Genomic DNA, 25,632 nt, shown 5'->3' with positions numbered 1-25,632 from the left:
GTTTGTCCTCCCTGTTTTTGCTACTAAATTATTATTCTTGCATCAAGTCCTATCCCACCATTATTGAATACCATATAAGGATTAATATCAATCTCTTTAATTATAGGGAAATCCATAACCAACTTGGAAAGTTTTCTTATACAGTTAGCTATATCAGTTTTATCGTAAGGTTTTTCACCTCTTACTCCATCAAGTATTTTGCTACCTTTAATTTCAGTTATCATTTCAAGTGCTTCCTGTTCTGATACAGGAACTATTCTGAAAGAAACATCTTTCAGAACTTCCACATAAATTCCTCCAAGTCCAAACATAATCATGTGTCCAAATGTTCTATCATAACTTACTCCAAAAATAACTTCTTTGCCACCTGTAACCATTTCATAAATCATTATACCTTCTATGTATGCATCTGGCATAACTCTTTTGACATTTGTTGTTATTTCTACAAAAGCATTGTAAACAGCTTTATCGTTGTTAAGATTAAGCTTAACTCCACCAACATCTGTTTTATGAAGAATATGAGGTGATGAAACCTTCATGACTACTGGATAGCCAATTCTTTCTGCAATTGCCACAGCTTCCATTGGTGTTTTTGCCAATGCTCTTTCTGGGAAAGAAAAACCATAAAGAGAGAGTATTTGCATTGCCTCTTCTCCACCAATTTCAGAAACTCCCTGGGATTGCAAACTTTGAATAATCTTTTTCACTTCTTCAATATTTTGTTCAGGTATTTTTATCTGAAGTTCGTCAGATATTTCTTTGCTTTTAAGTTGGACAAAATCAACAAGTTTTCTATAGGCATGAATTGCAATAGAAGGGTCAGTAAAACATGGAATTCTAAACCCTTTAAGTTTGTTTATCGCATTTCTTACTCTCTGACCACCAATAAAGGTTGCAAAAACGGGTTTATCTGTATTATTTGCTGAAGAAATTACAACATCTGCAATATTATCAACATCTGTTACTGCCTGAGGAGTAAGAATTACACAGATTCCTTCTACAGAATTATCTTTTATAGCTTGATCAAGAACAATTTTATATCTTTCTGAGGTAGCATCTCCAATTATATCAACAGGATTATAAAGAGAAGCAGTTGAAGGAAGTTTTTCAGCTATTGTATCTATTGATGTTCTGGTCATTGGATCAAGTTTTATCCCGAGTCTATCTGCTGTATCCGCTGCAATAATTCCAGGACCACCAGCATTTGTAATAATGAGAAGTTTTCTGCCCTTTGGGGTTTTTCTTGAAATAAACATTTCTGCTGTATCAAATAGTTCTTGAATACCTGAAGTTCTGATTATTCCTGTTTTTCTAAAAGCTTCTGTAAAAGCTCTATCAGACCCTGCAAGCGCGCCTGTATGTGAAGAGGCAGCTCTTGCACCTGCTTCTGTTGCACCAGATTTGATTAATATTACAGGTTTTATTTTTGTAACTTCTTTAGCTATTTCAATAAATCTTTTGCCATCTATAACATCTTCAATATATCCCAGAATTACATCAGTGTCTGGGTCTTTTGCAAAGTATTCAAGGAAATCTGTTTCATTTAAGTCAGCTTTATTTCCGAAGCTTACAAATTTTGAAAAACCAAAGTTGTTCTCTATTGCCCAGTCTATGATTGCAACACCTAAAGCTCCTGATTGAGAAAAGAAAGCAACTCTCCCTTCAGGAGGTAACTCAGCAGCAAAAGAAGCATTCATCTTGTTTTTTGTATTCATAACACCAAGACAGTTTGGTCCAACCATTTTTATTCCTGCACTTCTTACAATCTCTACAATTTCTTTTTCTCTTGCAACTCCGTCTCCACCGACTTCTTTGAAACCTGCTGTAATAACAACAACACCTTTTACTCCTGCTTTTGCACAATCTTTTAAAGAGTCTGCAACAGCTTTAGCTGGAATTACTATTATAGCGAGGTCTACTCTGTCAGGGATTGCTGATACAGAAGGGTAGCAGGGTAGAGAAAGTATTTCAGTTCTTCCAGGATTTACAGGATATATTTTGCCTGTATAACCATTAATAAGATTTTTAAGGACAGCATTGCCCACTTTTTTTTCTTCTTGTGAAGCGCCAACTACAGCAATGGAGGATGGATTAAAAATAAAATCAATCATATAATAATCTATCACAAAAAAAGGTTTGATGGAAAGAAAATTTATTTATTTTTATATAAGATTTTCTTTTACCTTTACAAGGTTTGTAATTGTTTCATTTACAGGCACGGATAAATTGCATTGTTTTGCAAGTTTTACAATTGCTCCGTTGAATGCATCTATCTCTGTTTTTTTACCGTTTTTTATATCATAATACATTGAAGGAAAATGTTTTGCTGTTGGGGGAACAAGTTTCTCATAGAAGTAATTAAGATATTCTTTATAATCTGCCCAGTTAAGTTTTATTTTCTTAAATTTTGCAACATTGAAAATTTCTTCAACTATTTTATTCATTATTTTTCTTGTCTCTTCATGTTTGGCAAGTGTACCATAATTGCATTCAAGAATTGCTCCTAAGGGATTTAATGCTGAATTATAGAGAATTTTATCCCAAAGTATTGCATAAACCTCCTTAGATACCCTTGTAGGAAGTCCTGCTTTATTGAAGATATCAGCAATTTCATTTAATTTTTTTTCTGAAATCATATTGTCAGGTTGTCCAATGACAATATCATCAGCAAAAACAGTTACTTCAGCTATTGCAGGTTCAACTATTTTTGCACCGAATATTATTCTTGAAAGTATAACTCTTTCTTTACCTATAACTGAGCTTGCTATTTCATAATTTCCATACCCATTCTGTGCAAGTAAAACAAGAGTATTTTGCCCAAGTAAGTGTTTAATTTGATTTATAACAGTCTCAGTATCGTAGGCTTTAACTGAAACAATGATGAGGTCTAAATCTCTATCTTGAATTTGTTCAGAGCTTGTAAAAATATTATCCAGTTGTGCTCTTTTTTCTCCGAAGAGTCCTTTTATTTCTAATGTTTTATTGTTAATTTTTCCGATGTATTTATCTTTTGTTATTCCAAAAACAGTTTCGCCTGATGCCTTTAGTGAAGTGGCAAAAACTGTTCCTAATGCACCCAATCCAAAAATCAGTATTTTCATATTCAATTCCTTTTATCAATAGGATTAATCGTTTGATTAGAAGGATTTTTAGATGATTCAGGAGTTTTTAAATTATTTTTTGGTTCTTCAGAGCCTGGCGATAAAGTAAAATTCTGAGGTTCTTTGTTTGAGAGAGCTTCTTTCATAAACTGTGCCCATATTGGCGCAGATACTCTTCCCCCTGCTTCTCCATGTCCGAGACTTTTTCTCATATCATCATAGCCAACCCAGACTCCTGCGACAAGTTGAGGAGTATAACCAATAAACCATGCATCTTTAAAATCATTGCTCGTTCCAGTTTTTCCCGCTACAGGTCTTCCGATGTTTGCTCTTGCTCCTGTACCGTAACTAATAACATCTTTAAGCATATCAGTGACTGTATAAGAAACCTCAGGTGAAATTACATCCTGAAGTTCAGGTTCATTTTGAAGCAAAATCTTTCCTGAAGCATCAGTTACATATTTTATTGCTATAGGTTTTATTTTTTTGCCTCCATTTGCGAATATGGCAAATGCCGAGGTTAGTTCCAATGGTGATACACTTAGACTACCAAGCGCTATAGTTAGGTCTGCTGGCATTTCTGATGTTATCCCTGCTCTTTTGGCAAGATTTATTATTGAATCAACTCCTATCATTTCAGCTAATCTTACAGTAGGAACATTTCTTGAGAAAGCTAATGCTCTTCTTAAAGTTATTTCTCCCCAGAATTCTCCATCGTAGTTTGATGGTGACCATTCTTTAAGTCCTGTTTTATAACTAATTGGCTCATCAACTATAGTATCCTCTGGTTTAAATCCTTTTTCAATGGCTGTGGCATATACAAAAGGTTTAAAAGAACTTCCGGGTTGTCTTTTAGCATAAATTGCTCTGTTGAACTCTCCTCTTTGAAAACTATATCCACCAACCATTGCTCTTATATAACCTGTTTGAGGATCTACTGCAACCAATGCTCCTTCTATTTCGGGCTCCTGTTCAAGAGAAAATAAGATTTCTTTACCAACAGATTTAAATCTGACCATTATTACATCACCGGGTGACAGAATATCAGAAAGCTTAAAATTTTTGAATGTTTTAATTTTACCTGAAGAATCAACTACCTTATTTGCCCATTGAGCATCTTGTAAGTTTAATTTACCTTTTAACCCTCTTGCCTTAATAATTGCTTGATTAGGTGTTACCGATAAAACCACACCTTTTGCAATATCTCCTTGTGATGGAGTAAAGGATACTTTTTCTTCTTTTTCTTCATTTTTGATTGATATTTTCCCAACAGGACCTCTCCACCCATTTCTTTTATCAACATCTCTAAGCCCTTCCTGTAATGCTCTTTGTGCAGATACCTGAGCATGGGTATCAAGAGTAGTGTAAACTCTTAAGTTGCCTTTATAAATTTTTTCTATGTCAAAGGTTTCTTCAAGCTGTTTTCTTACATATTCAAGGAAGTAGTTATAGTTTTCAGTTGAAATCCTTAACGAACTTAAATGAATTGCTTGTAAGGAAGCTCTTTTTCTTTCCTGAGGAGTAATTAATTCTTCTTTTTCCATTCTTTCAAGAACAATTTCCTGTCTCTGTTTTGCTTTAACTAAATCATTATAAGGAGAGTATGAATTAGGAGCTCTTATTAAACCTGCAAGTAAAGCTGCCTCTGGAAGAGTTATATGAGTTATAGATTTACCAAAATAAATTCTTGATGCCATTTCAACTCCGTAAGCTCCATGCCCAAAATAAACGTTATTAAGATAAAGTTCAAGTATTTTTTCTTTGCTAAGCTCTTTTTCTATTTTCATTGCTAAATAGGCTTCTTTAATTTTCCTTGAAATAGTTTTCTCTGGAGTGAGGAACATTATTTTAGCAAGCTGCTGAGTAATAGTGCTTCCTCCTTCTTTAAGTTGCATATGAAGAACATCAGTAATTAGAGCTCTGCCTATTCCGATGTAGTCAATTCCTTTGTGTTTCCAAAAACGTGAGTCTTCTACTGCTATAACCGCATCTATTAAATGTTTTGGTATTTGTTTTATGGGAATATAAATGCCTTTTTGAATTTTAAACTCTCCAATTAAAGTTCCATCTTCAGCATAAACCTTTGTTCCATGAGGAGTTTTTACTTTATCAAAATCTTTTATTGAAGGAATATCTCTGAATAATGCAAAACCTGCACCCGCAAGAAAAGCAATCATTACAATTACGGTAATTATGATTATCTTAAGTTTCATAAATTATATTATAACATGATGAAGTTTTTGATAAATTGATGCGAAATAATTTATAATAATTCTAATTTAATTTTAATTAAAGAGGGAGGATATTATGAAAAAGTACAAATGTAGTGTATGTGGTTATGTTTATGACCCGGCTCAGGGTGATCCTGACAATGGAGTGGCTCCGGGAACAGCTTTTGAAAATTTACCAGATACATGGAGTTGTCCAGTTTGTGGAGCTACCAAAGATATGTTTGAGCCAGAGGAATAATTTAGGAGGATATCATGAAATCCATTGAAATTGCCTTAAAGATGGAAACAGACGCCGTAAAATTTTATACAGAGGCATCTGAAAAAGTTTCCCATCCTGTTGGCAAAAAAATGTTTCTTACAATCGCAGAGGATGAGAAGAATCATATAAAAATGATTGAAGAAGTTATTAAAGGACTTGATCTTACGATAAAAGAGGCTAATCCAATAAAAACAGTCAAAACAATATTTGAAGATATGAAAGACAAAATGATGGAAAGAATTAAAGCTCAGAGCGATGACCTTGAAGCATTCAAAATTGCAATGGAGATGGAAAAGGAAGGGATAGAGTTTTATAAAAAAGTTCAGAAGGAAGTTAATACGGAAAAAGAAAAAAAGCTTTTTGAAAGATTAATTTTTGAGGAAGAACAACATCACAAGATTTTTTCTGAAACCTACAATTTCCTTAAGGATACAGGCAATTGGTTCATGTGGAAAGAGTTTTCAATTGTTGAAGGCTAAATTTGGGAGGGGACAACCCTCCCTTTTATTTAATTCCCAGAACATCTCCCATGTCATAAAACCCTGCAGGTTTTCCATAAAGCCATATAACGGCTCTTAAAGCACCTCTTGCGAAAGTATCTCTGCTGGATGCTTTATGAATTATCTCAATTCTTTCTCCTAATCCTCCAAAAATAACTGTATGTTCACCAACAATATCTCCTGCTCTGACTGTCTGGATTCCAATTTCTTTTTTTGTTCTTTCTCCGATAATTCCTTTCCTTGCATATACAGCCACCTCATCAAAATTTCTATTCAATGCTTCAGCAATAACTTTTGCCATTTTTATAGCAGTTCCACTTGGTGCATCTTTTTTCATTCTGTGATGCGCTTCAACAATTTCAATATCATAGTCGTCTCCGAGAACTTTTGCCACATCTTTTAGGATTTTGAATAAAAGATTCACTCCTATGCTCATATTAGGAGATAAGACTATAGGAATTTTCTTTGATGCTTTCTGAATAATAGAAAGCTGTTCATTGCTAAAACCAGTTGTTCCTATGACCATTGATTTTTTGAATTTTTTAACTATTTCCAGATGCTCTAATGTAGCTTCAGGAGATGTGAAATTAATAACTACATCGGCATTGTCAATAGCTTTTTCTAATCTATCATCTATTTTTACACCTATTTCTCCTATTCCAGCTATTATTCCGGCGTCTGTGCCTATCTTGGGATTTGTTTTTGATTCTATAGCTCCAGTGAGTTTTAATTCAGGGTAATCCCTTGAAAGGGCAACTATTCTACTGCCCATTCTTCCTGCTGCGCCACATACTGCTATTTTTATCATCTTTTTCCTCCTCTGTATTTATTTTTTCATCAACTTCCTCAACTTTTATTGAATAGTGCTCATGAAACCAATTCCATAAGTCAATAATTTTACAATTTTTTGAACAGAAAGGTCTCCATGGATTGTTTTCATATTCTACAGCTTTTCCACATACAGGACATTTAATTTTCATGTTTAATTTTAATTTTTCATATCCTAAAGTTGCAACTTAATATGATAGACTATAATAAATGATTTTTACAGATAGAGCAAAAACAGTTCTTGAAATCAGGTATCTCTTAAAAAATGAAAAAGGAGAACCTATTGAAAATCCTGAACAACTTTTTCAGAGAGTCTCAAGTTATATTGCTCAGGCAGAAAAGATTTATAAAAAAAATTCTTTTGAGTGGGAAGAAAAGTTTCATGAACTTATAAGTTCCTTGAGATTTTTGCCTAATTCTCCTGCATTAATGAATGCAGGCAAACCAAAAGCTCAGCTTGCTGCATGCTTTGTCCTTCCCATAGAAGATTCAATAGAGTCCATTTTTAAGACACTTAAGGATGCTGCATTAATTCTTCAAAGCGGTGGTGGAACAGGATTTAATTTTTCCAGTTTAAGGCCTAAGGGTGATGTTGTTCGTTCCACAGGTGGAGTTGCAAGCGGTCCTGTTTCATTTATGAAGATATTTGATAAGGCTTCAGACATAATAAAGCAGGGTGGAGCAAGAAGAGGAGCAAATATGGGAGTTTTAAGAGTTGACCACCCTGATATTTTTGAATTTATAAGAATTAAAAGGATAGAAAGTCTTAGCAACTTTAATATATCTGTTGCTGTTACAGATTCATTTATGGAAGCTTTGTTTAAAAATGATTATTTTCCGTTGATAAATCCACGAACTAAAGAAGTTGTAAGAAAGGTGAAAGCAAAAGATATTTTTGATGAAATTGTTGAGTCTGCATGGGAAACAGGGGACCCAGGAGTTATTTTTATAGATACCATAAACAGGTCTAATCCAACTCCGCATATTGGTCAGATAGATAGCACAAATCCTTGTGGAGAGCAGCCTCTACTTCCCTATGAGGCATGCATTCTTGGTTCACTTAATTTATCAAAGTATGTTAAAGAAGGTAAGATTGATTTTGAAAGGCTTGAGCATGATGTAAAAACAGCTACGAGATTTCTTGATGACGCAATTGATGTTACTCATTATCCTGTACCTGAAGTTGAAAAAATGCACAAAGGAAACAGAAAAATAGGGCTTGGAATAATGGGTTGGGCAGATTGCCTTGTTGAGCTTGGAATCCCATATAATCATAAAAAAGCCCTTGCCTTAGCTGAACAAGTAATGCAATTTATCAGTGAAAAGTCTCACAAAGCATCTCAGGAACTTGCTCAAGAAAGAGGTGTTTTTCCTAATTTTAAGGGTTCTGTATGGGAGAAAAAAGGTATCCCAATGAGAAATGCTACCACAACAACGATTGCTCCAACAGGAACAATATCAATAATTGCAGACTGTTCAAGCGGAATAGAACCATATTTTTTACTTGCTTACAAACAGAGAATACTTGATACAGAGTTTGAGATAATAAATAAATATCTTATAGAGATTGCACAAAAACAAGGCTTTTACAGTGAAGATTTTATAAATCAACTCAGACAAAAAGGAACTCTTAGAGGTATGAAAGAAGTTCCTTTAAGAATAAAAAGACTTTTTAAAACAGCCCTTGAAATCACTCCTGAAGAGCATATTCAGATGCAAGCATCATTTCAGAAATATACAGATAATGCCGTATCAAAAACAATCAATCTTTCTCAAAGAACAAGAAAAGAAGATGTCGCAAGAATATTTATTCTTGCCTATAAAAAGGGGCTTAAAGGAATTACGATATTCAGATATGGCTCAAAAAGGGGAACACTTCTTAAAATAAGCGATGCTCATCTTGCAGAATGCTGCGAAGTTAAAGGAAGAGCACCAAGAATAACAAAACTTCATGATGCAGTATGATAAAGATTGACAGTATCTCAAAAAGTTATGGAAAAGTAAAGGCACTGGATTTACTGAGTTTTGATATAAAAAGAGGTGAAATATTTGGACTTCTCGGACCCAATGGTGCAGGTAAGACTACTACTGTAAAAATTCTCACCACTCTTACAAAGCCTGATAAAGGAACATGCTTTATTGATGAGGTAGATGTTATCAATAACCCTTTTGAGATAAAAAAAATCATAGGGGTTGTGCCACAGGAAAACAATCTTGAAAGGGAACTTACGGTCTATGAAAATCTTTTAATTTACGGAATGCTTCACAAAGTCAGGGATTTGAAAAGGAAAATAGATGAAATACTTAAGATTATGGAACTTACAGAGAAAAAGTACTCTGTGGTATCAACTCTTTCAGGAGGACTTCAAAGAAGAACTCTTCTTGCAAGAGCTTTATTGCCTGAACCAAAGGTATTGTTTCTTGATGAGCCATCTATAGGACTTGACCCTCATATAAGAAGGGAACTCTGGCAGATCATAAGAAAAATAAAAACTGAAGGCAGAACAGTGCTTCTTACAACACACTACATTGAAGAAGCAGAAGCACTGTGCGATAGAGTAGGGATTCTGTCGCACGGAAAATTAATTGCTCTCGGGACCCCTGCAGAACTTAAAAAAGATGTTGGCGAATATGTTGTAGAGTTTATTGATAAAGAAGGAAGGCTAATTAGTGAAATATGTCATAGTAGAGAACAGGCATATGAGATTGCAAGACAGAGAAGTGATGGAGTGATGATTAGAAAATCCAATCTTGAAGATGTGTTTGTGAAGCTAACAGGAGAAAGGATTAAGGAGATTAAGGAAGAACAATGATAAACTGGTATCCTGTTTTCCTCAAAGAGATGCTTCAGTTTAAACGAAAACTGCTGAGATTAGGATATATTTTCTCAGCAATGATGTCACCGATTATTTATCTTGTTACATTCGGACTTGGTTTAGGAAGAACAGTAAGATTGAGTGAAGGGATTGATTATTTAACATTTCTTCTGCCAGGGCTTGTTGCTATGAGTTCAATGAATAATTCATATTCTTGGGTTGCAAGCTCGCTCAATCTTAGCAGGCTCTATTTTAAGACATTTCAGGTTTATATTCAGTCACCGATAAAACCTTCTTCAATAATGATAGGAGAGGTTATGGCTGGTATGGTAAAGGGACTTTTTGCATCTTTGCTTATAATTGCTGTAGGTTTCGTAGTTCCATCAAGTTTTGCAATAACTCTGATTTTTGTCATAACTTTACTTTTAAACTGTTTTATGTTTGCCAGTCTTGGTGTGATAACAGGAATGATAACAAAATCACATGAAGATACTGCTACCTATTCTAATTTTTTTATAATGCCAATGGCTTTTTTCAGCGGAACTTTTTTTTCTATTGATAGAATTCCGATGATATTTAAACCAATTATTTATGTAATGCCTTTAACACATACAAACATTCTAATAAGGAAAAATTTTTTGGATATGGAGGCAATAGTTTCCTTGTTTGTTATAGTGTTTTACTGTTTTTGCTTTTTTCTTATTGGTTCAATTTTAATGAAAAAATATAATGAATGAAACAGTGGCTGTCAATTTCAGATTTATTTTATACTTAAAAAAATGGATATTCTTGAGTTAACGTTAATTTTGTCACAAAGGCTTGGCATTATAGCTACAGTGGCTTTTATTGTTTCAAGAATGCCTGTATTTGGAAGAGTTTTATCAAGAAAACCTACCATTAAAGATAAATTCATTCTTACATTTGTTTGTGGCGGTCTTGGCATTCTTGGAACTTTTGGAGCAGTGGAGATTCATGGAGCACTTGCTAATTCAAGAGTTGTTGGTGTTATGGTAGGAGGGCTGCTTGGTGGTCCTGTTGTAGGTGCTGGAGCTGGATTGATAGCAGGTATTCACAGATATTTTATAGGAGGATTTACAGCTTTTTCCTGTGGTTTAGCAGCGGTTGTTGAAGGTTTTTTAGGAGGAGTTGTTTACAGATACTGGAAAAAAGGTTTGATTCCATGGCATGTTGCATGGTTAGCAGGTTTTGTGGGTGAAATTGTTCAAATGCTTATTATTCTTACTTTTTCAAAACCTTTTTCAGAAGCTTTAGAGCTTGTAAAAATTATAGCTTTACCTATGATTACAGTCAACTCTATAGGAGTGGGAATATTTATGCTAATCATAAAATCCGCTGTTGAACATCAGGAAAGAGTGGCAGCAAATCAGGCAAGAGCTACTTTGAATATTACCAATCTTATCTTACCACATTTAAGACAAGGATTGAATGAATACTCTGCAAACAAGATTGCAACAATTATAATGGACAGTCTTGGTGTAGTAGCTGTGGCAATAACTGACAAGAAAAAAATACTTGCCCATGTTGGAATAGGTAGTGACCATCATCATGCCGGAACTCCTTTACTTACTAAAGCAACATTGAATGCGATTAGTTTAGGGGAAATACAGATTGCAAATAAAAAAGAAGAAATTGGCTGTAGAAATTCCAAATGTAAATTAAGCTCCGCTGTTATTGTTCCTCTGAAAAGAAGGGACGAAGTTATAGGCACATTAAAACTTTATCATGACAGAGAAAACAGTATCACCACTGTTAATCTTGAGGTAGCGAGAGGACTTGCTCATATATTTTCAACTCAGCTTGAAATAGTTGAACTTGAAACCCTTGCAAGACTTAAGACAGAGGCAGAGTTGAAATCACTTCAGGCACAAATTCATCCACATTTTATATTTAATGCTTTGAATACAATTATATCTCTTATAAGAATTGACTCTCTGAAAGCTAAGGATTTACTTCTTAATTTGGCGACATTTTTAAGATATAGTTTAAAAAAAGAAAAAGAAATTCCGTTGAGAGAGGAACTTTCATACGTAGAATCATATCTTGCAATAGAACAGGCTCGTTACAGGGATAAATTGACAGTTAATTATTATATAGAACCCACAGTAGATCTTAATGTAACCTTACCACCATTTACAATTCAACCCCTTGTGGAAAATGCTATAAAGCATGGATTAAAACCCAAACTTGAAGGTGGTGAGATTTTAATTAATATTCTGGATGATGAGGATAGCACAGTAATTTCAGTTGAAGACAATGGTATAGGAATAAATACTCATCCAAATAGAATGCCAGATAAAAAAGATTCTGGATTAGGATTATATCTTGTAAATGAGAGACTTAAAAAGTTTTATGGAGAAGAAAGCATGCTTCATATAGAAAGTTATCCCAATTTAGGCACAAAGGTGACATTTAAAATCCCTAAAAAATCTATTCTAAAAGATGTTGTTTTCAGCCATAGTAGTTGATGACGAACCATATGCAAGGGAAGAATTAATATATATTCTTTCCCATTTTCCTACATGCCAGATAATTGGAGAGGCTGGTAGCGCAAAAGATTGTATATTTTTATATTCAAAGGTTAAATCAGATGTAGTTTTTCTTGATATTGAAATGCCTGATATGTCAGGACTTGAAATTGCAAACATGCTTTCAACTTTTAATGAACCTCCTTTGATTGTATTTGCAACAGCTTATGATGATTATGCCATAGAAGCTTTTGAACTTGGAGCAATTGATTATATTCTCAAACCCTTTGAAGAAAAAAGAATTGCTAAAACAATTATGAGAATAGAAAATCTTAAAAATAATCAGACTGAATGGAATAACGCTGTAAATAAGCTTTCTCAGTTTCTTGGAAAGAAAAAAGTTTTTAAAAAACTTCCTGTTCAACAAAAGGCAGGTGTTATCAGTTTCATTCCTTATGTGGACATTCTTTACTGTGAGGCATACGAAGGAGGAGTAAAAATTTTTACATTAAAAGATGAGTATTATTTTGATGGAACTCTTTCAGAGCTTGAAATGAGGCTCAAAGAAGAGGGATTTATGAGAGTGCATAAAAGCTATATTGTAAATTTAAAAAGAATTGAGGCAGTATTACCATGGTTTAAAGGGACATACTGGCTTGTGATTGAAGGCAAAAAAATCCAACTCCCTGTAAGCAAATCAATTATTAAAGAACTCAAAGAAGTTCTTGGAATAAAATTTAGCAGTTAATTTCTATTCAACCTAAATATATTCAGTTCATCCCGAAATTATTTCTATTCATCAATTTTTTATTGTTGATAGCTTCATTTGCCTATAGAATTATTTCATAAAAATAGAGGCTGTTCAATTACTGAAGGTCATTCCGAGCACCCTCAATGGGTGCGAGGAATCTGACCCTTAGGGTCACCCTGAGCGTAAGCGAAGGGTCTCCTCCTTAAATCGGAAAGAGGAGATTCCTCGTCGCTAACGCTCCTCGGAATGACAGATGGAGGTAATTGAAAAATTTTAGGGCTTGTAATTTATTGAATTTCAATAGGTTACAAGTTTTTGAACAGTCTCAAAAATAAAAAAGGAGGTGTATTTTTATGCATGCATTGGTGCTGGTAATCATAGCAGCGTGCGTTTTTGTGCTTGCCTACAGGTTTTACAGCGCCTTTATTGCTGCAAAAGTTCTTGCCCTTGATCCTAATCGTCCAACTCCTGCAGTGAGACTTAATGATGGACGAGACTATGTTCCAACTAATAAATGGCTTATTTTTGGGCATCATTTTGCAGCAATAGCCGGTGCAGGACCGTTAATAGGACCTGTCCTTGCAGCTCAGTTTGGTTATCTCCCTGGTTTTCTATGGATTTTGATTGGAGGAGTTCTTGCTGGTGCTGTACATGATATGGTTGTTCTATTTGCATCTGTAAGACATAATGGTAAATCTCTTGCTGAAGTTGCCAAGGCTCAGATAGGACCTGTGTCTTACTGGCTTGTTCTTGTAGCAACTTTGTTTTTGTTGATTATTGTTCTTGCTGGCGCTTCTATTGCTGTTGTAAATGCACTTTTTAACAGTCCATGGGGAGCTTTTACGGTTGGTGTAACGATACCAATAGCGATTTTCATAGGAGCTTATCTTAAATGGTTAAGACCTGGTAAAATTGTTGAAGGTAGTATTATTGGTGTAGCACTTATTATTCTTGCCGTTGTTCTTGGTCCTGTCATTAAAGAATCAGCCCTTGCACCTTATTTTACATTCAGTAAAAAAGAGCTTTCAGTATTAATTCCTGTTTATGGCTTTTTTGCAGCTGTTTTACCTGTATGGTTACTTCTTGTCCCAAGAGACTATCTTAGTTCATATATGAAATTCGGAACGATGTTTTTACTTGCTATTGGTGTAATTCTTGTTAATCCTGTGCTTCAGATGCCTGCTGCAACGCAGTTTATTTCTGGTGGAGGTCCTGTGATACCAGGTAAGGTTTGGCCATTTATGTTTATTACAATTGCATGTGGTGCTATATCAGGTTTTCACTCTCTTGTGTCATCAGGAACAACACCAAAGATGGTATCAAACGAAAAAGATATAAGAACAATTGGCTATGGTGCTATGCTTACAGAAAGTTTTGTAGCACTTATGGCATTAATAGCAGCAACAGTGTTGCCTACAGCAGACTATTTTGCTATTAATAGTCCGCCTGCTGTGTTTCAGAAACTTGGTATGCAGGTTCAAGACCTTCCATATCTTTCTGCACTTGTAGGTGAAGAACTTGCAGGTCGTCCCGGTGGTGCAGTTTCTCTGGCAGTTGGTATGGCTGATATTTTCTCAAGAATTGGTGGATTAAGGCATTTAATGAGTTACTGGTATCATTTCGCAATCATGTTTGAAGCTTTATTTATTCTTACTCTTATTGATGCTGGCACAAGAGTTGGGAGATATCTTATGCAGGAAATAGGTGGAGCTTTTTATCCAAAACTTAGAGATTATAAATGGTGGCCCGGAGTAATTGCAACAAGTGGAATATTCACATTTTGTTGGGGATATCTCCTTTATACAGGAACAATATCCACAATTTGGCCTCTTTTTGGTGTAAATAACCAGCTTCTTGGAGGCATGGCTTTAGCAATAGCAACAACATTTCTTTTGAGGATGGGCAAAGCAAAATATATTTGGGTAACAATGGTACCTATGGTATTTCTCCTTGTGACTACGATTGTTGCTGGTTATCAAAATATTGTAAATAATTATCTTCCGAAGAATAACTATCTGCTTGCTGTAATCTCTGCAGTGATGATTGTAATGGTTGTATTGATTGTTGCAGATTCTGTAAGAGTATGGATAGGTATCCTGAGTGGTAGAACTCCATTAATTAAGGAGACAGAAGAGACATTTATGAAAGATGCGCCTACAAAATATCTATCAGAATAACGTTGGAGAAATTGGGTGGATTCAACAGCCACCCGATTTCAAATTTTTTAAAATAAACATTGAAAAATATGCAAACAATATGTAAAATATTCGCATGTTGTAATATTGATATGCCTTAAAAGGAGCATGATGGAAGAATTTCTTGAAGTTGTTGATAGAGACGGCAGAATTATATCTATAGCTCCAAGAAGTATTATTCATGGTAATCCATCAATGCTTCATAAAGTAGTTCATGTGCTTGTATTTAATTCAAAAGGCGAGTTACTTCTTCAAAAAAGGGCATCTCATAAAGATGTTGCACCAGGCAAATGGGATACATCTGTTGGTGGGCATATAATGCCTGGAGAGGATATTCTCACTGCAGCAAAACGAGAAATGCTTGAAGAATTGGGTATTGTTTCAGAAAATCTTCATTTTCTTTATACATATATTCATTCAAACAATTACGAAAGTGAATTGGTTTATACTTACTGCACAGTTCATGAAGGACCTTTTAGTTTCAATAAAAATGAGATTGAGGAGATTGCCTTCTGGAGCATTGAGAAAATGCAGCAATTGTTGAATTTTGATTTTTTTAGTGATAACTTCAAATATGAATTTTTGAGGTATCTTTCAATTTATGGATTCATGCCTTTCTGGTTTAGCAATTCGTTGAAGGAATTGACAGGGTCTCCCTTATTCTCAGGAGACCCGAATTTTTTAAAGAATTTCTAAGGCAGAAAAGAAATAGGGAATCTCATAGGCTGCTGACTGTTGGGAGTCAGAACCATGCACAGCATTTCTTTCAATGTTTTCTGCAAAATCTTTCCTAATTGTCCCTTCTTCTGCCTGAGCAGGATTCGTTGCTCCCATAATTTTTCTTACTTTTGTTATGGCATTTTCGCCTTCCAAGACCATTACAACAATCGGTCCTTCAGACATAAAATCAGTTAAGGATTCGTAAAATGGTCTATCTTTATGAACAATATAAAAGCCTTTTGCCTCTTCTTTTGTCATTTTTATCTTTTTAACTGCTGCAACCCTTAATCCGTTTTTTTCAAATCTTGAGATTATTTCTCCAATAAGATTTTTCTTGACAGCATCTGGTTTGATAATAACAAGAGTTTTTTCCATTATATTCTGCCCTCCTCTTTAAGAATTTTTATCATATTTTTCACTTCTTCAGTAGAGTTTTCAAAGGCTTGTTTTTCTTCTTCTGTAAGCTCTAACTCAACTATTTTTTCAAGTCCCTGTTTGCCAAGCACAACAGGAACTCCGTTAAATACATCTTTTGCACCATATTCTCCATCAAGATAGACTGAGCATGGCAAAATTCTTTTTTCATCAAGTAATATAGCCTTGACCATCTCAAATGTGGACTGAGCAGGAGCATAATAGGCTGAGCCTGTTTTAAGAAGAGAAACAATTTCAGCACCTCCTTCACGGGTTCTCTGAACAAGTGATTCAATCTTGTCCTGTGGAAGCCATTTTGAGAGAGGAATTCCTTTTACAGTGGTAAATCTTACAAGTGGAACCATGTAAAGTCCATGTCCTCCAAGAACAGTTGTTTCTATATCCTTAGGAGATACTCCCAATTCCATTGAGATAAATGTTTTGAATCTTGATGAATCAAGAATTCCTCCCATTCCAAGAACTTTTTGTCTTTTTGTGCCTGATATTACCATTGTTACGTAAGCCATTACATCCATCGGATTAGTAACAACTATGTAATTTGTATCAGGACAGATTGGAGCAAGTTTATTTACAATATTCCCAACAATTTCAGCATTTGCCATGAGAAGGTCTTTTCTTCTCATCCCGGGTTTTCTTGCAAGCCCTGCAGTAATTACAACAATATCAGAGCCTGCAAGGTCATCAAGATTGTTCGTCCCTGAAATATTTGCCTTGATTCCAATTACAGCAGTATTTTGCAGGATATCAAGAGCTTTACCCTGAGGCATTCCTTCAACAATGTCATAAAGAACAACATCTGCTAATCCGCTATTTACAGCAAAAAGTGCAAGAGTTGCACCAACATTGCCAGCTCCTACAATCCCTAATTTTTTTCTCATTTTAGTCCTCCCGCATTATTATAATTCAACATTGTTCAAGATTTTTTCCAAATCATTCATATTTTCTACGTTGAAAACTTTAACAGTCTCATCAATTCTTCTTATAAGTCCTGCCAAAACTTTTCCTGGTCCAATCTCTATAAAGGTATTAACTCCCTTTGAAATCATATATTTTACAGAGTCCTGCCAGTAAACAGGGCTATAAAGTTGTTTTATAAGAGCATCAACAATTTCTGAAGCACCGGATTTTTCTTTTGCATCAACATTGGTGACAACTGGAATTTTTGCATCATTGAATTTAAATTGGGAAATAAACTCTTTCAATTTCTCAGAAGCTTCCTTCATAAGTAAACAATGACTTGGCACGCTTACTCCCAACATGATTACTCTCTTTGCACCCTTTTGTTTAGCTACCTCAGAAGCCTTTTTAACCGCTTCTGATTCACCTGAGATAACAACCTGTCCTGGACAGTTAAAATTTGCTACATCAACATATCCTGCGGTAACATTTTTACAAATTTCTTTAACAATATTATTGTCAAGTCCTAAAACAGCCGCCATTGCTCCTTTGCCTTCAGGTTGAGCTTGTGCCATCAGTAAGCCTCTCTGCCTTACAATTTTTACTGCGTCACCAAAATCTAAAACATTTGCTGCAACTGCTGCTGTATATTCTCCAAGAGAATGCCCTGCTACATACTGTGGATTGATACCAAATCTTAATGTTTCTCTTAACAAAGTATATGAAACCGTAAGAATTGCTGGTTGAGTATTTTCTGTCTTTTGTAACTCTTCAGCCGGTCCTTCATTGCAGAGTTTGTAAATATCAAATCCAGCAAACTCACTTGCTTTATCAAATAAGTCTTTTGCTATTGAAATAAGTTCCTTCCCCATTCCAACATACTGTGAACCCTGTCCAGGAAAAACAAAAGCTATCACAGTGACACTCCTTCCTGAATCTTTTTGATCAAAAGTGGCAGGATAATTTTAACATCACCAACTATTCCGTAGGTAGCAATATTGAATATAGGAGCATTTGGGTCCTTATTGATTGCTACGATTATATCAGAGGATTGCATTCCTACAAGATGTTGAACAGCACCTGAAATACCGCAGGCAATATAAAGCTTTGGACAGACAGTTTTTCCTGTTTGCCCAACCTGATGAGCATAGGGTATCCATCCTTCATCAACCGCTGCACGAGATGCTCCAACTGTTCCACCAAGTAGATTTGCAAGCTCCCATAGTGCTTTAAATCCTTCAGGACCACCGATACCTCTACCACCTGAGACAATGACTTTTGCATCCTGAAGATTAACTTTACAAAAAGAAGTGTCTTCAACTCTTTCAAGAATTTTAATCCTTCCAGAAGGTTTCAAAGGCTCTACTTCTATTATTTCTCCTTTACGCTCTGGATTATACTCACCGCGTTTCATGACTCGTGGTCTTACAGTTGCTATTTGAGGACGACTATTAGGAGAAACAATTGTTGCCATAATATTTCCGCCAAAGGCAGGACGAATCTGGAGCAAGTTCCCTGTTTCTTTGTCAATTTCAAGCCCTGTGCAGTCTGCTGTTAAGCCAACTCTTAGTTTTGCTGCAACTCTTGGAATAAATGAACGACCTATAGCAGTGGCACCAGCAAGCATTATTTCTGGTTTATAATCATTAACAAGTTTTACAAGTGTTTTTGAATAAAGTTCATCATCAAGACATATATAGTCTGGAGAGTTAACATAGTAAACTTTATCTGCTCCCCATTTAATAAGTTCCTGGACTTCATCTGAATTACCGAAAAGCACGGCACAGAGTTCTGATTTTAGTTCATCAGCAAGCTTTCTTCCTATTCCAAGAAGTTCATAAGCTACAGATGCAATCTTGCCCTGTGATTGTTCAGCAAATATCCAGACACCTTTAAAATCCTTAGGCTTTTCAACTTCTTTATCTCTTGCATCTATAATTGCTCCTTCAGAACATGACTCAACACAGGCACCGCAAAGTGTACAGCTTTCTGTAATAAAAGCTTTATCTTCTTTAATTATTATTGCTCCGAAAGGACATACATTTACACATGTTGCACAACCTGTGCATTTTTCTATGTTAATTTTTATAAGCATCCTAACCTCCTTAGTTCTTTGAGAAGTATATCAACTTGTTCTTCAGGAGAACCTTCTAAAATTCTTCTCTCACCTCTCGGTGGTGGAGCAAAGATATTTTTAACCATTGTGGGAGAGCCTTTAAGTCCGATTTTTTCTTCCTCTGCATTAATGTCATCAGCATTCCATCTTGGGATTACAGCTTTTTTAGCTGCCATTTTACCTCTTATTGAGGGTGGGCGGGGATTGTTTAATTCTTTTACTACTGTTATCAATGCTGGTAAACAGACCTGTATTTTTTCGTAACAGTCATCCATAAGTCTTTCAATGATCATTTCTTGAGAGGAGACGTTATGAATCTTTCTTACATAAGAGACATGAGGGATATTGAGAAATTCAGCCATTTCAGGTCCTACTTGAGCAGTATCACCGTCAATTGCCTGTTTGCCACATATTATTAAATCAAAACCAATTTTTCGTGCTGCCATTGAAAGGGTATAAGCAGTTGCCCATGTATCTGCTCCCGCAAATCTTCTATCTGTAAGTAAAATAGCATCATCAACACCCATAGATATTGCTTCTCTCAGCACCTCTTCAGCCTGAGGAGGTCCCATTGTTATTGCTGTGACTTTACCAGCTGTGGCTTCTTTAAGCTCTAATGCGGCTTCAATAGCATGCAAATCATAGGGATTCATAATACTTGGAACGCCTTCTCTTATAAGGGTATTTGTTTTTGGATCAATTTTTACTTCCGTAACATCTGGAACTTGTTTAATACATACGATAATCCTCATTAGCACCTCCAATTTTTGGCAGATAAAGCTCTGCACAGAAGTTTAAATTAAAATTATACCTCACAAATCAGATAGCTTTCAATTTAAAATTACCGATATAAAAGTTAAGCTATGTTTCAAACTTTTATAAAAGACAAAATAAACTTTAAAAATAACTCAATTCAGATTAACAAGCTCAATGGTCGTTTGAGGTATAAAATAGCTTGACATAATTCTATCAAAACTATTTAGTATAAAAACATGATTTATAAAATACATCCAATTGTTATGGGTGCAAAGATATTTGATAAGGGTATGATGACTTATCAGCATGATTATGGAAAACCTTTTGTAATACCTATATTTTCATGGTATATAGAGGGTGGCGATAAAAATATTTTGATTGATACAGGAGAGTTCGCGCCCAGAAGTTCTACTGAAATTGAAAAAGCTATTGGCAAAGTTTACACCTTTGAAGAAGGGCTTGCAAAATATGGCTTAAAGCCTGAAGATATTGACATTGTGCTTCATACCCATCTACATAATGACCATTGTGAGAATGACTCAAAGTGCATTAATGCCAGATTTTATGTTCACGAAAAAGAATTAGAACAAATTCATAATCCTCATGCTCTTGATTTTAGATATAACGAAGACTTTATATCAGAAGTTGAAAACAATGAGCAGATTATTGCTTTAAAAGAAGATGCAGAGATTCTTCCTGGAATAAAAATGATTCAAGCACCCGCCCATACTCCAGGTGGAATGTCCATTCTTATAGATACTGAAAAAGGTAAGGCATTAATAACAGGATTTTGTGTAATTGAGGAAAATCTTAATCCACCACCTAAAATACTCGGGATGGGTATGGAGGTAATACCTCCTGGAACTCTGGTGAATTCCTATGAAGCCTATGATATCTTATTGAAAACTAAGGAACTGGCGGATATATTAATCCCTCTTCATGAACCAAAATATGCTTTTATTGAAACAATTCCATAATTGAATATGTCTGCGGCTTAGACAAATAGATAGCTATTTTCCTTGAAACAAGGACAAAAGAGTTCTAAATTTGACAAATAAATATTTTTTAAGGTAATTTATAATTTTAAGTCTTGGTTAATAATTTTTCTGAAGAGAGGGATAAATATGAAGACAGTTTTTGTAAAAAAGGAAGAAGTAAACAGACGTTGGTTTATTTTTGATGCTAATGGGCAAACGCTGGGAAGATTTGCCTCAAGAATTGCAAAGGTTTTAATGGGTAAAAATAAGCCAACCTACACTCCAAATGTAGACAATGGTGATTTTGTAGTGGTTATCAATGCAGAAAAAATTAAAGTAACAGGGAAAAAACTTACCGATAAGATTTATTATCATCATACCGGTTACATGGGTAATTTGAAAGCAGAAACTCTAAAGGAAAGACTTGAAAAAGAACCTGAAGAAGTTATAGTTGATGCTGTCTGGGGTATGCTTCCTAAAACAAGATTGGGTAGAAAAATGATAAAAAAACTAAAAGTTTACAGAGGTTCGGAACATCCTCATATTGCTCAAAAACCTGAACCTCTTAAATTAAGTTAAAGTTTGAGGTGATAGGAATGTCTGAGAATTTAGCCACAGGAAGAAGAAAAAGGTCAGTTGCCAGAGTTATTTTATTACCAGGCTCAGGTAAAATTACAGTAAATAACAAGCCAATTGAAGAGTATTTTTCAAGAGAAACATTAAGAATGCTTCTTTATCAACCATTTCATGTAGCTGGTGTAACAGGTAAATATGATGTAGTGGTTAATGTAAGTGGTGGTGGTTTGAGTGGGCAAGCAGGTGCTATAAGGCATGGCATTGCAAGAGCTCTTGTTAATCTTAATCCAGACCTCAAGCCAAAACTTAAAAAGGAAGGACTTCTTACAAGAGACCCAAGAGAGGTAGAGAGAAAGAAATACGGTCAACCAAAGGCAAGAAAGAGATTCCAGTTCTCCAAGAGATAAAATGCTTAAAGCTTTCATATGTGGTGGAAGTGGTTATACAGGAAGTGAACTCCTGAGAATTCTTGCAGGACATGATGAAGTTGAAATAGTAGGTGTTACAAGTGAAAAATCAGCAGGGTTAAGCGTTTCAGAGCTTTTCCCTGCTTTTTTTATCTATAAGAACCTTAAATTTGAAAACCTTCATATTGAAAAAATAAAAGATAGAGCTGACGTTTACTTTCTTGCTCTTCCTCATGGAAAATCTCAGGAAGTAGGAGCATTACTTGTAGAGGCTAACAAAAGAGTCATAGACCTTTCTGCTGACTTTAGGATAAAAGATTCAAAGGTTTATGAACAATGGTATAAAACTTCCCATTCCTATTCTGAACTCCTTAAAGAAGCAGTGTATGGATTACCAGAAATATACAGGGATAAAATAAAAAAAGCGAGACTTATTGCCAATCCTGGCTGTTATCCTACAAGCGCAATTTTACCCCTTTATCCTTTTTTGAAAAAAGAGCTGATTAACTTAGATACAATAGTGGTGGATTCAAAATCTGGAACTTCTGGGGCTGGGAGAAAAACGGAGGTAACTTTAAGCTACTGCGAAGTAAATGAGGATTTTAGAGCTTACAATGTGGCAAAACACAGACACACTCCTGAAATTGAACAAGAGTTAAGCTTTGCCTCTGGCAAAGACATAACAATAGATTTTACCACCCATCTTTTACCATTAAACAGAGGAATTTTATCAACTATCTACGGAAAATTAAACAAAAATATCACAACCAAAGAAGCCATAGAAGTATTGGAAGAAGCCTATCAAAATGAGCCCTTTATTAAAATTATGCCAGAGGGACAGGTTCCTGCTATAAAATATGTAAAAGGCACGAATTACTGCTACATAGGCGTTGTTGTTAATCAAAGAACAGGAAGAATAATTCTTATCTCTGCGATAGATAACCTTGTAAAAGGGGCTTCAGGGCAGGCAGTTCAAAACATGAATATCATGTTCGGAATTGATGAGACAAAAGCCCTTAAAAACCTTGCATTATCTCCTTAATTACTCCTCCCCCTAAAACAATATCCCCATTATAAAAAACTGCACTCTGACCAGGGGTAGGTGCAAATTGAGGTTTTTCAAAAACAACATTGGCTCTGTCTTTATTAATTAGGGTAACTGTAGCTTTTTCTGGATTCATTGCATAGCGAATTTTTACTTGGCAGCTAAATTCTTCTTTTTCTATATCACAAAGCCAGTTAAGCTCATTTACAACAAACTCTCTCATAAAAGCCTTTTCCTTAGAATCCACATAAACGGCATTTTCAGAAGGCTCTATCTTGACAACGTAAAGAGGATGGGGTGAGGCAATACCTAATCTTTTTCTTTGCCCAATAGTATAGAGATGAATTCCCCTGTGTTGCCCTATGATTTTTCCCGTAGACATTTCAATTATTGGGCCTCCTTTTGTAGGTCTGATACTTTCGTAGTACCTTTTATCTCTAAGGAAGCATACCTCTGTGCTTTCTTCTGCTACCTTTGATGGAATCCCCACTTTTTCTGCTATTTCTCTTATCTTATATTTCGTGTATTCTCCCAAAGGAAAGATAATATGAGATAACAAAGTCCTTTCAATTCCATAGAGAAAATAGGACTGGTCTTTTTTGGGGTCAATTCCCTTCATTAAAAGGGGAATATTGTTTATTCTTACAATTCTTGCATAATGACCTGTTGCTATGTAATTCGCCTTAACTTTTTCTGCTAAGAATTTCAGCAGGGGAAATTTTATCTTTTTATTGCATATCACACAGGGATTTGGTGTAATTCCTTTTTTATAGCCTTCAAAAAAAGGTGTAATTACATCAGCTTTAAACTTTTCTCTTAAATCCTCTATATGAAGCTTTATATTGAGGAAATTAGCTGTCTGCTTTGCGAGTTCAATATTTGCAGGTTCATCAAAGAGAATAAAAAAAACTCCCTCCACAGCCATTCCCTTTTCTCTCAGTAAATAGGCTGCTACGGATGAATCAATGCCTCCACTCATTGCTAATAGAACTTTTTCCATAAGTCAGCTTTTGGTGATATAATTTATTATAAACTTTCTGGAGAGGTGCCAGAGTGGACGATTGGGGCGGTCTCGAAAACCGCTGTGGGGGTAACCTCACCGAGGGTTCGAATCCCTCCCTCTCCGTTATCCGATAAATTTTTGAAGTATTTTGTCTTCGTATTCTGGAAAATCCTCAAGATAAAAGGGACGCTTTCTGCCTATATTGAATTTGAGTAGTTTAAAATTGAGTTCTCTGATTTTTTTAATTCTCTCCTCATCGTTATCTATTGTTTTGAGTAAATCTTTTAAGTCTATTATCTCTTTTCTTATCTCCATCTCAGGAGGTATGCATCCTGCATTTTTAAGGATTTTATATGCGAGTCTTAAGTCTTCAGGAACAAAGCTCATGTCTTCAAATTTCAGGGGCTTTCCTTTATTTGGAAGGTCATCAAATAGCCCCTGTTCCATTGCTTCACGAATTTTTTCTTCAGCAATTTTTTCAAATATATTCATCATATTTTATGATGCCAGAAAAAACTCTATAAATGTCAAATCAGATTGAATTTCCGAAAAAACAATCTATATAATAAAAACAGTGAAAATTAATCTCAAAAAACTCTTAATAGTTTTTGTTATTTTGATTTTTATTTTTTCTTTAGTTTACATAGTCATAACAAAAACAACCAAATTTCCAGAAGGACTTATTATCCTAAGTGGACGAATAGAAGGCAGAGAAACAAATATATCCCCAAAAATTCAGGGTAGAATTACTAAACTTTACAAAGATGAAGGAGATACTGCCAGACAGGAAGAACTTCTTTGCGAGATTGACTCCGAACAACTTACAGCAAGATATAGAAATGCGGTTGAGACGGCTCAGGCTTATTATTCTTCAATTGCTCAGGCTCGAGCAAATCTTATAAAGGCTCAGGCTTCTTATGAGAAGGCAAAGAAGGATTATGACCGTTACAGTAGCCTTCTTAAAGAGGAACTTGTTTCAAAAAGCGATTTTGATAGAGTTAAAATGCAGTATGAATCAGCACAGGCTGAAGTTGAGGCAGCAGTTAAAGCTATAACTCAAGCAGAGTCAAGCTACAGAGCAGCTGAACAAAGAATAAAGGAAGCTCAGGCTGATTTGAATGAGACAAAGATTTACTCACCAGCTGGAGGAGTGATTTTAAGTAGACCTGTAGAGGTTGGCGAGGTTGTAAATCCAGGGACTGTGCTTTATGTAATGGTTGACCTAAACAAGCTTTATGTCAAGGTTTATATTCCTGAACCAGAAATAGGAAAGCTAAAGATAGGGCTACCAGCAAGAGTGTATATAGATGCCTATCCTGACAAATATTTCAATGGCAAAATCACAAAAATTTATGAGCAAGCAGAGTTTACTCCGAAAAATGTTGAAACAAAAGAAGAGCGAGTGAAACTTGTTTTTGGAGTTGAAGTTTCAGTTGAAAATCCTGAAGGATTGCTTAAGCCAGGAATGCCTGCTGATGTTGTAATAAAGTGGAAAGATGACGCACCTTGGATAAAGCCACGATAATATTTATC

General features: G+C 35.2%; 26 protein-coding genes and 1 tRNA gene. 15 read left to right on the top strand and 12 right to left on the bottom strand.

Annotation, left to right across the window (positions count from 1 at the left end; all coding sequences use genetic code 11):
• Window positions 1–23: 23 nt before the first annotated feature.
• The 3 genes from acs to THEYE_RS07905 are packed head-to-tail and all read right to left on the bottom strand — an operon-like array spanning window position 24 to window position 5,314.
• The gene (acs, locus tag THEYE_RS07915; protein WP_012545569.1) at window positions 24–2,111 is read right to left on the bottom strand and encodes an acetate--CoA ligase alpha subunit; all 2,088 of its coding nucleotides are present in this window, start codon (window positions 2,109–2,111) and stop codon (window positions 24–26) included.
• Between the two features lie 51 nt (window positions 2,112–2,162).
• Complete coding sequence (locus THEYE_RS07910; protein WP_012545174.1) at window positions 2,163–3,101, bottom strand: ketopantoate reductase family protein; 939 nt, start codon at window positions 3,099–3,101, stop codon at window positions 2,163–2,165.
• A gap of 2 nt (window positions 3,102–3,103) precedes the next feature.
• The gene (locus THEYE_RS07905; RefSeq protein ID WP_012546286.1) at window positions 3,104–5,314 is read right to left on the bottom strand and encodes a penicillin-binding protein 1A; all 2,211 of its coding nucleotides are present in this window, start codon (window positions 5,312–5,314) and stop codon (window positions 3,104–3,106) included.
• 94 nt (window positions 5,315–5,408) lie between these two features.
• On the opposite strand from THEYE_RS07905, the gene rd reads away from it, so the two are divergent.
• Together rd and THEYE_RS07895 are read left to right on the top strand one after the other, a co-directional pair.
• Window positions 5,409–5,570 (top strand): rubredoxin, encoded by a 162-nt coding sequence (rd, locus tag THEYE_RS07900; RefSeq protein WP_012545616.1) that lies wholly within the window; start codon window positions 5,409–5,411, stop codon window positions 5,568–5,570.
• A gap of 14 nt (window positions 5,571–5,584) precedes the next feature.
• A complete protein-coding gene (locus THEYE_RS07895) occupies window positions 5,585–6,070 on the top strand; it encodes a ferritin-like domain-containing protein (RefSeq protein WP_012546005.1) in 486 nt (161 codons plus the stop codon).
• A gap of 25 nt (window positions 6,071–6,095) precedes the next feature.
• Here THEYE_RS07895 and dapB read toward each other — a convergent pair whose 3' ends face one another.
• A complete protein-coding gene (gene dapB, locus THEYE_RS07890) occupies window positions 6,096–6,899 on the bottom strand; it encodes a 4-hydroxy-tetrahydrodipicolinate reductase (protein ID WP_012545687.1) in 804 nt (267 codons plus the stop codon).
• On the bottom strand, window positions 6,853–7,071 hold the full coding sequence (locus tag THEYE_RS07885) for a DNA gyrase inhibitor YacG (protein ID WP_012546012.1): 219 nt from the start codon (window positions 7,069–7,071) through the stop codon (window positions 6,853–6,855). Before THEYE_RS07885 ends, dapB begins: the two co-directional genes overlap by 47 nt.
• Window positions 7,072–7,129: 58 nt before the next feature.
• Here THEYE_RS07885 and THEYE_RS07880 point away from each other — a divergent pair, with 58 nt between their 5' ends.
• From THEYE_RS07880 to THEYE_RS07850, 7 genes are all read left to right on the top strand, one after another.
• On the top strand, window positions 7,130–8,884 hold the full coding sequence (locus THEYE_RS07880; RefSeq protein WP_012545097.1) for an adenosylcobalamin-dependent ribonucleoside-diphosphate reductase: 1,755 nt from the start codon (window positions 7,130–7,132) through the stop codon (window positions 8,882–8,884).
• A complete protein-coding gene (locus THEYE_RS07875) occupies window positions 8,881–9,732 on the top strand; it encodes an ABC transporter ATP-binding protein (protein ID WP_012546238.1) in 852 nt (283 codons plus the stop codon). Before THEYE_RS07880 ends, THEYE_RS07875 begins: the two co-directional genes overlap by 4 nt.
• The gene (locus THEYE_RS07870) at window positions 9,729–10,472 is read left to right on the top strand and encodes an ABC transporter permease (RefSeq protein ID WP_012545759.1); all 744 of its coding nucleotides are present in this window, start codon (window positions 9,729–9,731) and stop codon (window positions 10,470–10,472) included. Before THEYE_RS07875 ends, THEYE_RS07870 begins: the two co-directional genes overlap by 4 nt.
• 42 nt (window positions 10,473–10,514) lie before the next feature.
• Window positions 10,515–12,221 (top strand): sensor histidine kinase, encoded by a 1,707-nt coding sequence (locus tag THEYE_RS07865; RefSeq protein ID WP_012545703.1) that lies wholly within the window; start codon window positions 10,515–10,517, stop codon window positions 12,219–12,221.
• Window positions 12,196–12,969 (top strand): LytR/AlgR family response regulator transcription factor, encoded by a 774-nt coding sequence (locus tag THEYE_RS07860; RefSeq protein WP_012545056.1) that lies wholly within the window; start codon window positions 12,196–12,198, stop codon window positions 12,967–12,969. Before THEYE_RS07865 ends, THEYE_RS07860 begins: the two co-directional genes overlap by 26 nt.
• Window positions 12,970–13,325: 356 nt before the next feature.
• Window positions 13,326–15,149 (top strand): carbon starvation CstA family protein, encoded by a 1,824-nt coding sequence (locus tag THEYE_RS07855; RefSeq protein ID WP_012545972.1) that lies wholly within the window; start codon window positions 13,326–13,328, stop codon window positions 15,147–15,149.
• A gap of 126 nt (window positions 15,150–15,275) precedes the next feature.
• Complete coding sequence (locus THEYE_RS07850; RefSeq protein ID WP_164924863.1) at window positions 15,276–15,863, top strand: NUDIX hydrolase; 588 nt, start codon at window positions 15,276–15,278, stop codon at window positions 15,861–15,863.
• On the opposite strand, the gene ndk is transcribed toward THEYE_RS07850, so the two are convergent.
• From ndk to THEYE_RS07825, 5 genes are read right to left on the bottom strand one after another with little or no spacing between them, the layout of a single operon-like run.
• Window positions 15,849–16,262 (bottom strand): nucleoside-diphosphate kinase, encoded by a 414-nt coding sequence (gene ndk / locus THEYE_RS07845; protein WP_012545240.1) that lies wholly within the window; start codon window positions 16,260–16,262, stop codon window positions 15,849–15,851. The two genes, THEYE_RS07850 and ndk, sit on opposite strands and share 15 nt — an antisense overlap.
• Window positions 16,262–17,200 carry a malate dehydrogenase gene (mdh, locus tag THEYE_RS07840; protein WP_012545039.1) on the bottom strand — a complete coding sequence of 313 codons (939 nt, stop codon included), beginning with the start codon at window positions 17,198–17,200 and terminating at the stop codon, window positions 16,262–16,264. Before mdh ends, ndk begins: the two co-directional genes overlap by 1 nt.
• 18 nt (window positions 17,201–17,218) lie before the next feature.
• On the bottom strand, window positions 17,219–18,136 hold the full coding sequence (gene fabD / locus THEYE_RS07835) for an ACP S-malonyltransferase (protein WP_012546099.1): 918 nt from the start codon (window positions 18,134–18,136) through the stop codon (window positions 17,219–17,221).
• The gene (locus tag THEYE_RS07830) at window positions 18,133–19,314 is read right to left on the bottom strand and encodes an electron transfer flavoprotein subunit alpha (protein WP_012545166.1); all 1,182 of its coding nucleotides are present in this window, start codon (window positions 19,312–19,314) and stop codon (window positions 18,133–18,135) included. Before THEYE_RS07830 ends, fabD begins: the two co-directional genes overlap by 4 nt.
• Window positions 19,305–20,087: an electron transfer flavoprotein subunit beta/FixA family protein gene (locus tag THEYE_RS07825; RefSeq protein WP_012546330.1), complete on the bottom strand. Its 783-nt coding sequence runs from the start codon at window positions 20,085–20,087 to the stop codon at window positions 19,305–19,307. The genes THEYE_RS07830 and THEYE_RS07825 overlap by 10 nt, the downstream gene beginning before the upstream one ends.
• Window positions 20,088–20,327: 240 nt before the next feature.
• Here THEYE_RS07825 and THEYE_RS07820 point away from each other — a divergent pair, with 240 nt between their 5' ends.
• The 4 genes from THEYE_RS07820 to argC all read left to right on the top strand — a co-directional run bounded on the left by THEYE_RS07820 (window position 20,328) and on the right by argC (window position 23,093).
• Entirely contained in the window at window positions 20,328–21,068 is a 741-nt protein-coding gene (locus tag THEYE_RS07820) for an N-acyl homoserine lactonase family protein (protein WP_012545445.1), read from the top strand.
• A 147-nt stretch (window positions 21,069–21,215) separates the two neighbouring features.
• Window positions 21,216–21,647 carry a 50S ribosomal protein L13 gene (rplM, locus tag THEYE_RS07815; RefSeq protein ID WP_012544931.1) on the top strand — a complete coding sequence of 144 codons (432 nt, stop codon included), beginning with the start codon at window positions 21,216–21,218 and terminating at the stop codon, window positions 21,645–21,647.
• Window positions 21,648–21,658: 11 nt separating this feature from the next.
• Complete coding sequence (gene rpsI / locus THEYE_RS07810; protein ID WP_373920408.1) at window positions 21,659–22,051, top strand: 30S ribosomal protein S9; 393 nt, start codon at window positions 21,659–21,661, stop codon at window positions 22,049–22,051.
• Window position 22,052: 1 nt separating this feature from the next.
• A complete protein-coding gene (gene argC / locus THEYE_RS07805; protein WP_012546077.1) occupies window positions 22,053–23,093 on the top strand; it encodes an N-acetyl-gamma-glutamyl-phosphate reductase in 1,041 nt (346 codons plus the stop codon).
• Here argC and mnmA read toward each other — a convergent pair.
• Window positions 23,068–24,096 carry a tRNA 2-thiouridine(34) synthase MnmA gene (mnmA, locus tag THEYE_RS07800; protein WP_012545186.1) on the bottom strand — a complete coding sequence of 343 codons (1,029 nt, stop codon included), beginning with the start codon at window positions 24,094–24,096 and terminating at the stop codon, window positions 23,068–23,070. The genes argC and mnmA overlap by 26 nt on opposite strands.
• A gap of 39 nt (window positions 24,097–24,135) precedes the next feature.
• Here mnmA and THEYE_RS07795 point away from each other — a divergent pair.
• Window positions 24,136–24,222: transfer RNA gene (locus THEYE_RS07795), tRNA-Ser, on the top strand.
• Here the strand turns inward: THEYE_RS07795 and THEYE_RS07790 are convergent.
• Window positions 24,223–24,591 carry a DnaJ family domain-containing protein gene (locus THEYE_RS07790; protein WP_028842486.1) on the bottom strand — a complete coding sequence of 123 codons (369 nt, stop codon included), beginning with the start codon at window positions 24,589–24,591 and terminating at the stop codon, window positions 24,223–24,225.
• A gap of 82 nt (window positions 24,592–24,673) precedes the next feature.
• Between THEYE_RS07790 and THEYE_RS07785 the strand changes: the two genes are divergently transcribed.
• The gene (locus tag THEYE_RS07785) at window positions 24,674–25,624 is read left to right on the top strand and encodes an HlyD family secretion protein (protein ID WP_012545543.1); all 951 of its coding nucleotides are present in this window, start codon (window positions 24,674–24,676) and stop codon (window positions 25,622–25,624) included.
• The last annotated feature ends 8 nt before the right edge of the window (window positions 25,625–25,632 follow it).

It is taken from the genome of Thermodesulfovibrio yellowstonii DSM 11347 (genome assembly GCF_000020985.1).
Classification (GTDB): Bacteria; Nitrospirota; Thermodesulfovibrionia; order Thermodesulfovibrionales; family Thermodesulfovibrionaceae; genus Thermodesulfovibrio; species Thermodesulfovibrio yellowstonii.
The sequence above is the reverse complement of the archived record's forward strand: the minus strand, read 5'-3'. Positions and strand labels throughout refer to the sequence as shown.

What these genes read in the sequence shown, in the direction of transcription:
- acs (WP_012545569.1), bottom strand. Translation starts at nt 2,111, where the DNA reads ATGATTGATTTTATTTTTAATCCATCCTCCATTGCTGTAGTTGGCGCT.
- THEYE_RS07910 (WP_012545174.1), bottom strand. Translation starts at nt 3,101, where the DNA reads ATGAAAATACTGATTTTTGGATTGGGTGCATTAGGAACAGTTTTTGCC.
- THEYE_RS07905 (WP_012546286.1), bottom strand. Translation starts at nt 5,314, where the DNA reads ATGAAACTTAAGATAATCATAATTACCGTAATTGTAATGATTGCTTTT.
- rd (WP_012545616.1), top strand. Translation starts at nt 5,409, where the DNA reads ATGAAAAAGTACAAATGTAGTGTATGTGGTTATGTTTATGACCCGGCT.
- THEYE_RS07895 (WP_012546005.1), top strand. Translation starts at nt 5,585, where the DNA reads ATGAAATCCATTGAAATTGCCTTAAAGATGGAAACAGACGCCGTAAAA.
- dapB (WP_012545687.1), bottom strand. Translation starts at nt 6,899, where the DNA reads ATGATAAAAATAGCAGTATGTGGCGCAGCAGGAAGAATGGGCAGTAGA.
- THEYE_RS07885 (WP_012546012.1), bottom strand. Translation starts at nt 7,071, where the DNA reads ATGAAAATTAAATGTCCTGTATGTGGAAAAGCTGTAGAATATGAAAAC.
- THEYE_RS07880 (WP_012545097.1), top strand. Translation starts at nt 7,130, where the DNA reads ATGATTTTTACAGATAGAGCAAAAACAGTTCTTGAAATCAGGTATCTC.
- THEYE_RS07875 (WP_012546238.1), top strand. Translation starts at nt 8,881, where the DNA reads ATGATAAAGATTGACAGTATCTCAAAAAGTTATGGAAAAGTAAAGGCA.
- THEYE_RS07870 (WP_012545759.1), top strand. Translation starts at nt 9,729, where the DNA reads ATGATAAACTGGTATCCTGTTTTCCTCAAAGAGATGCTTCAGTTTAAA.
- THEYE_RS07865 (WP_012545703.1), top strand. Translation starts at nt 10,515, where the DNA reads ATGGATATTCTTGAGTTAACGTTAATTTTGTCACAAAGGCTTGGCATT.
- THEYE_RS07860 (WP_012545056.1), top strand. Translation starts at nt 12,196, where the DNA reads ATGTTGTTTTCAGCCATAGTAGTTGATGACGAACCATATGCAAGGGAA.
- THEYE_RS07855 (WP_012545972.1), top strand. Translation starts at nt 13,326, where the DNA reads ATGCATGCATTGGTGCTGGTAATCATAGCAGCGTGCGTTTTTGTGCTT.
- THEYE_RS07850 (WP_164924863.1), top strand. Translation starts at nt 15,276, where the DNA reads ATGATGGAAGAATTTCTTGAAGTTGTTGATAGAGACGGCAGAATTATA.
- ndk (WP_012545240.1), bottom strand. Translation starts at nt 16,262, where the DNA reads ATGGAAAAAACTCTTGTTATTATCAAACCAGATGCTGTCAAGAAAAAT.
- mdh (WP_012545039.1), bottom strand. Translation starts at nt 17,200, where the DNA reads ATGAGAAAAAAATTAGGGATTGTAGGAGCTGGCAATGTTGGTGCAACT.
- THEYE_RS07830 (WP_012545166.1), bottom strand. Translation starts at nt 19,314, where the DNA reads ATGCTTATAAAAATTAACATAGAAAAATGCACAGGTTGTGCAACATGT.
- THEYE_RS07825 (WP_012546330.1), bottom strand. Translation starts at nt 20,087, where the DNA reads ATGAGGATTATCGTATGTATTAAACAAGTTCCAGATGTTACGGAAGTA.
- THEYE_RS07820 (WP_012545445.1), top strand. Translation starts at nt 20,328, where the DNA reads ATGATTTATAAAATACATCCAATTGTTATGGGTGCAAAGATATTTGAT.
- rplM (WP_012544931.1), top strand. Translation starts at nt 21,216, where the DNA reads ATGAAGACAGTTTTTGTAAAAAAGGAAGAAGTAAACAGACGTTGGTTT.
- argC (WP_012546077.1), top strand. Translation starts at nt 22,053, where the DNA reads ATGCTTAAAGCTTTCATATGTGGTGGAAGTGGTTATACAGGAAGTGAA.
- mnmA (WP_012545186.1), bottom strand. Translation starts at nt 24,096, where the DNA reads ATGGAAAAAGTTCTATTAGCAATGAGTGGAGGCATTGATTCATCCGTA.
- THEYE_RS07790 (WP_028842486.1), bottom strand. Translation starts at nt 24,591, where the DNA reads ATGAATATATTTGAAAAAATTGCTGAAGAAAAAATTCGTGAAGCAATG.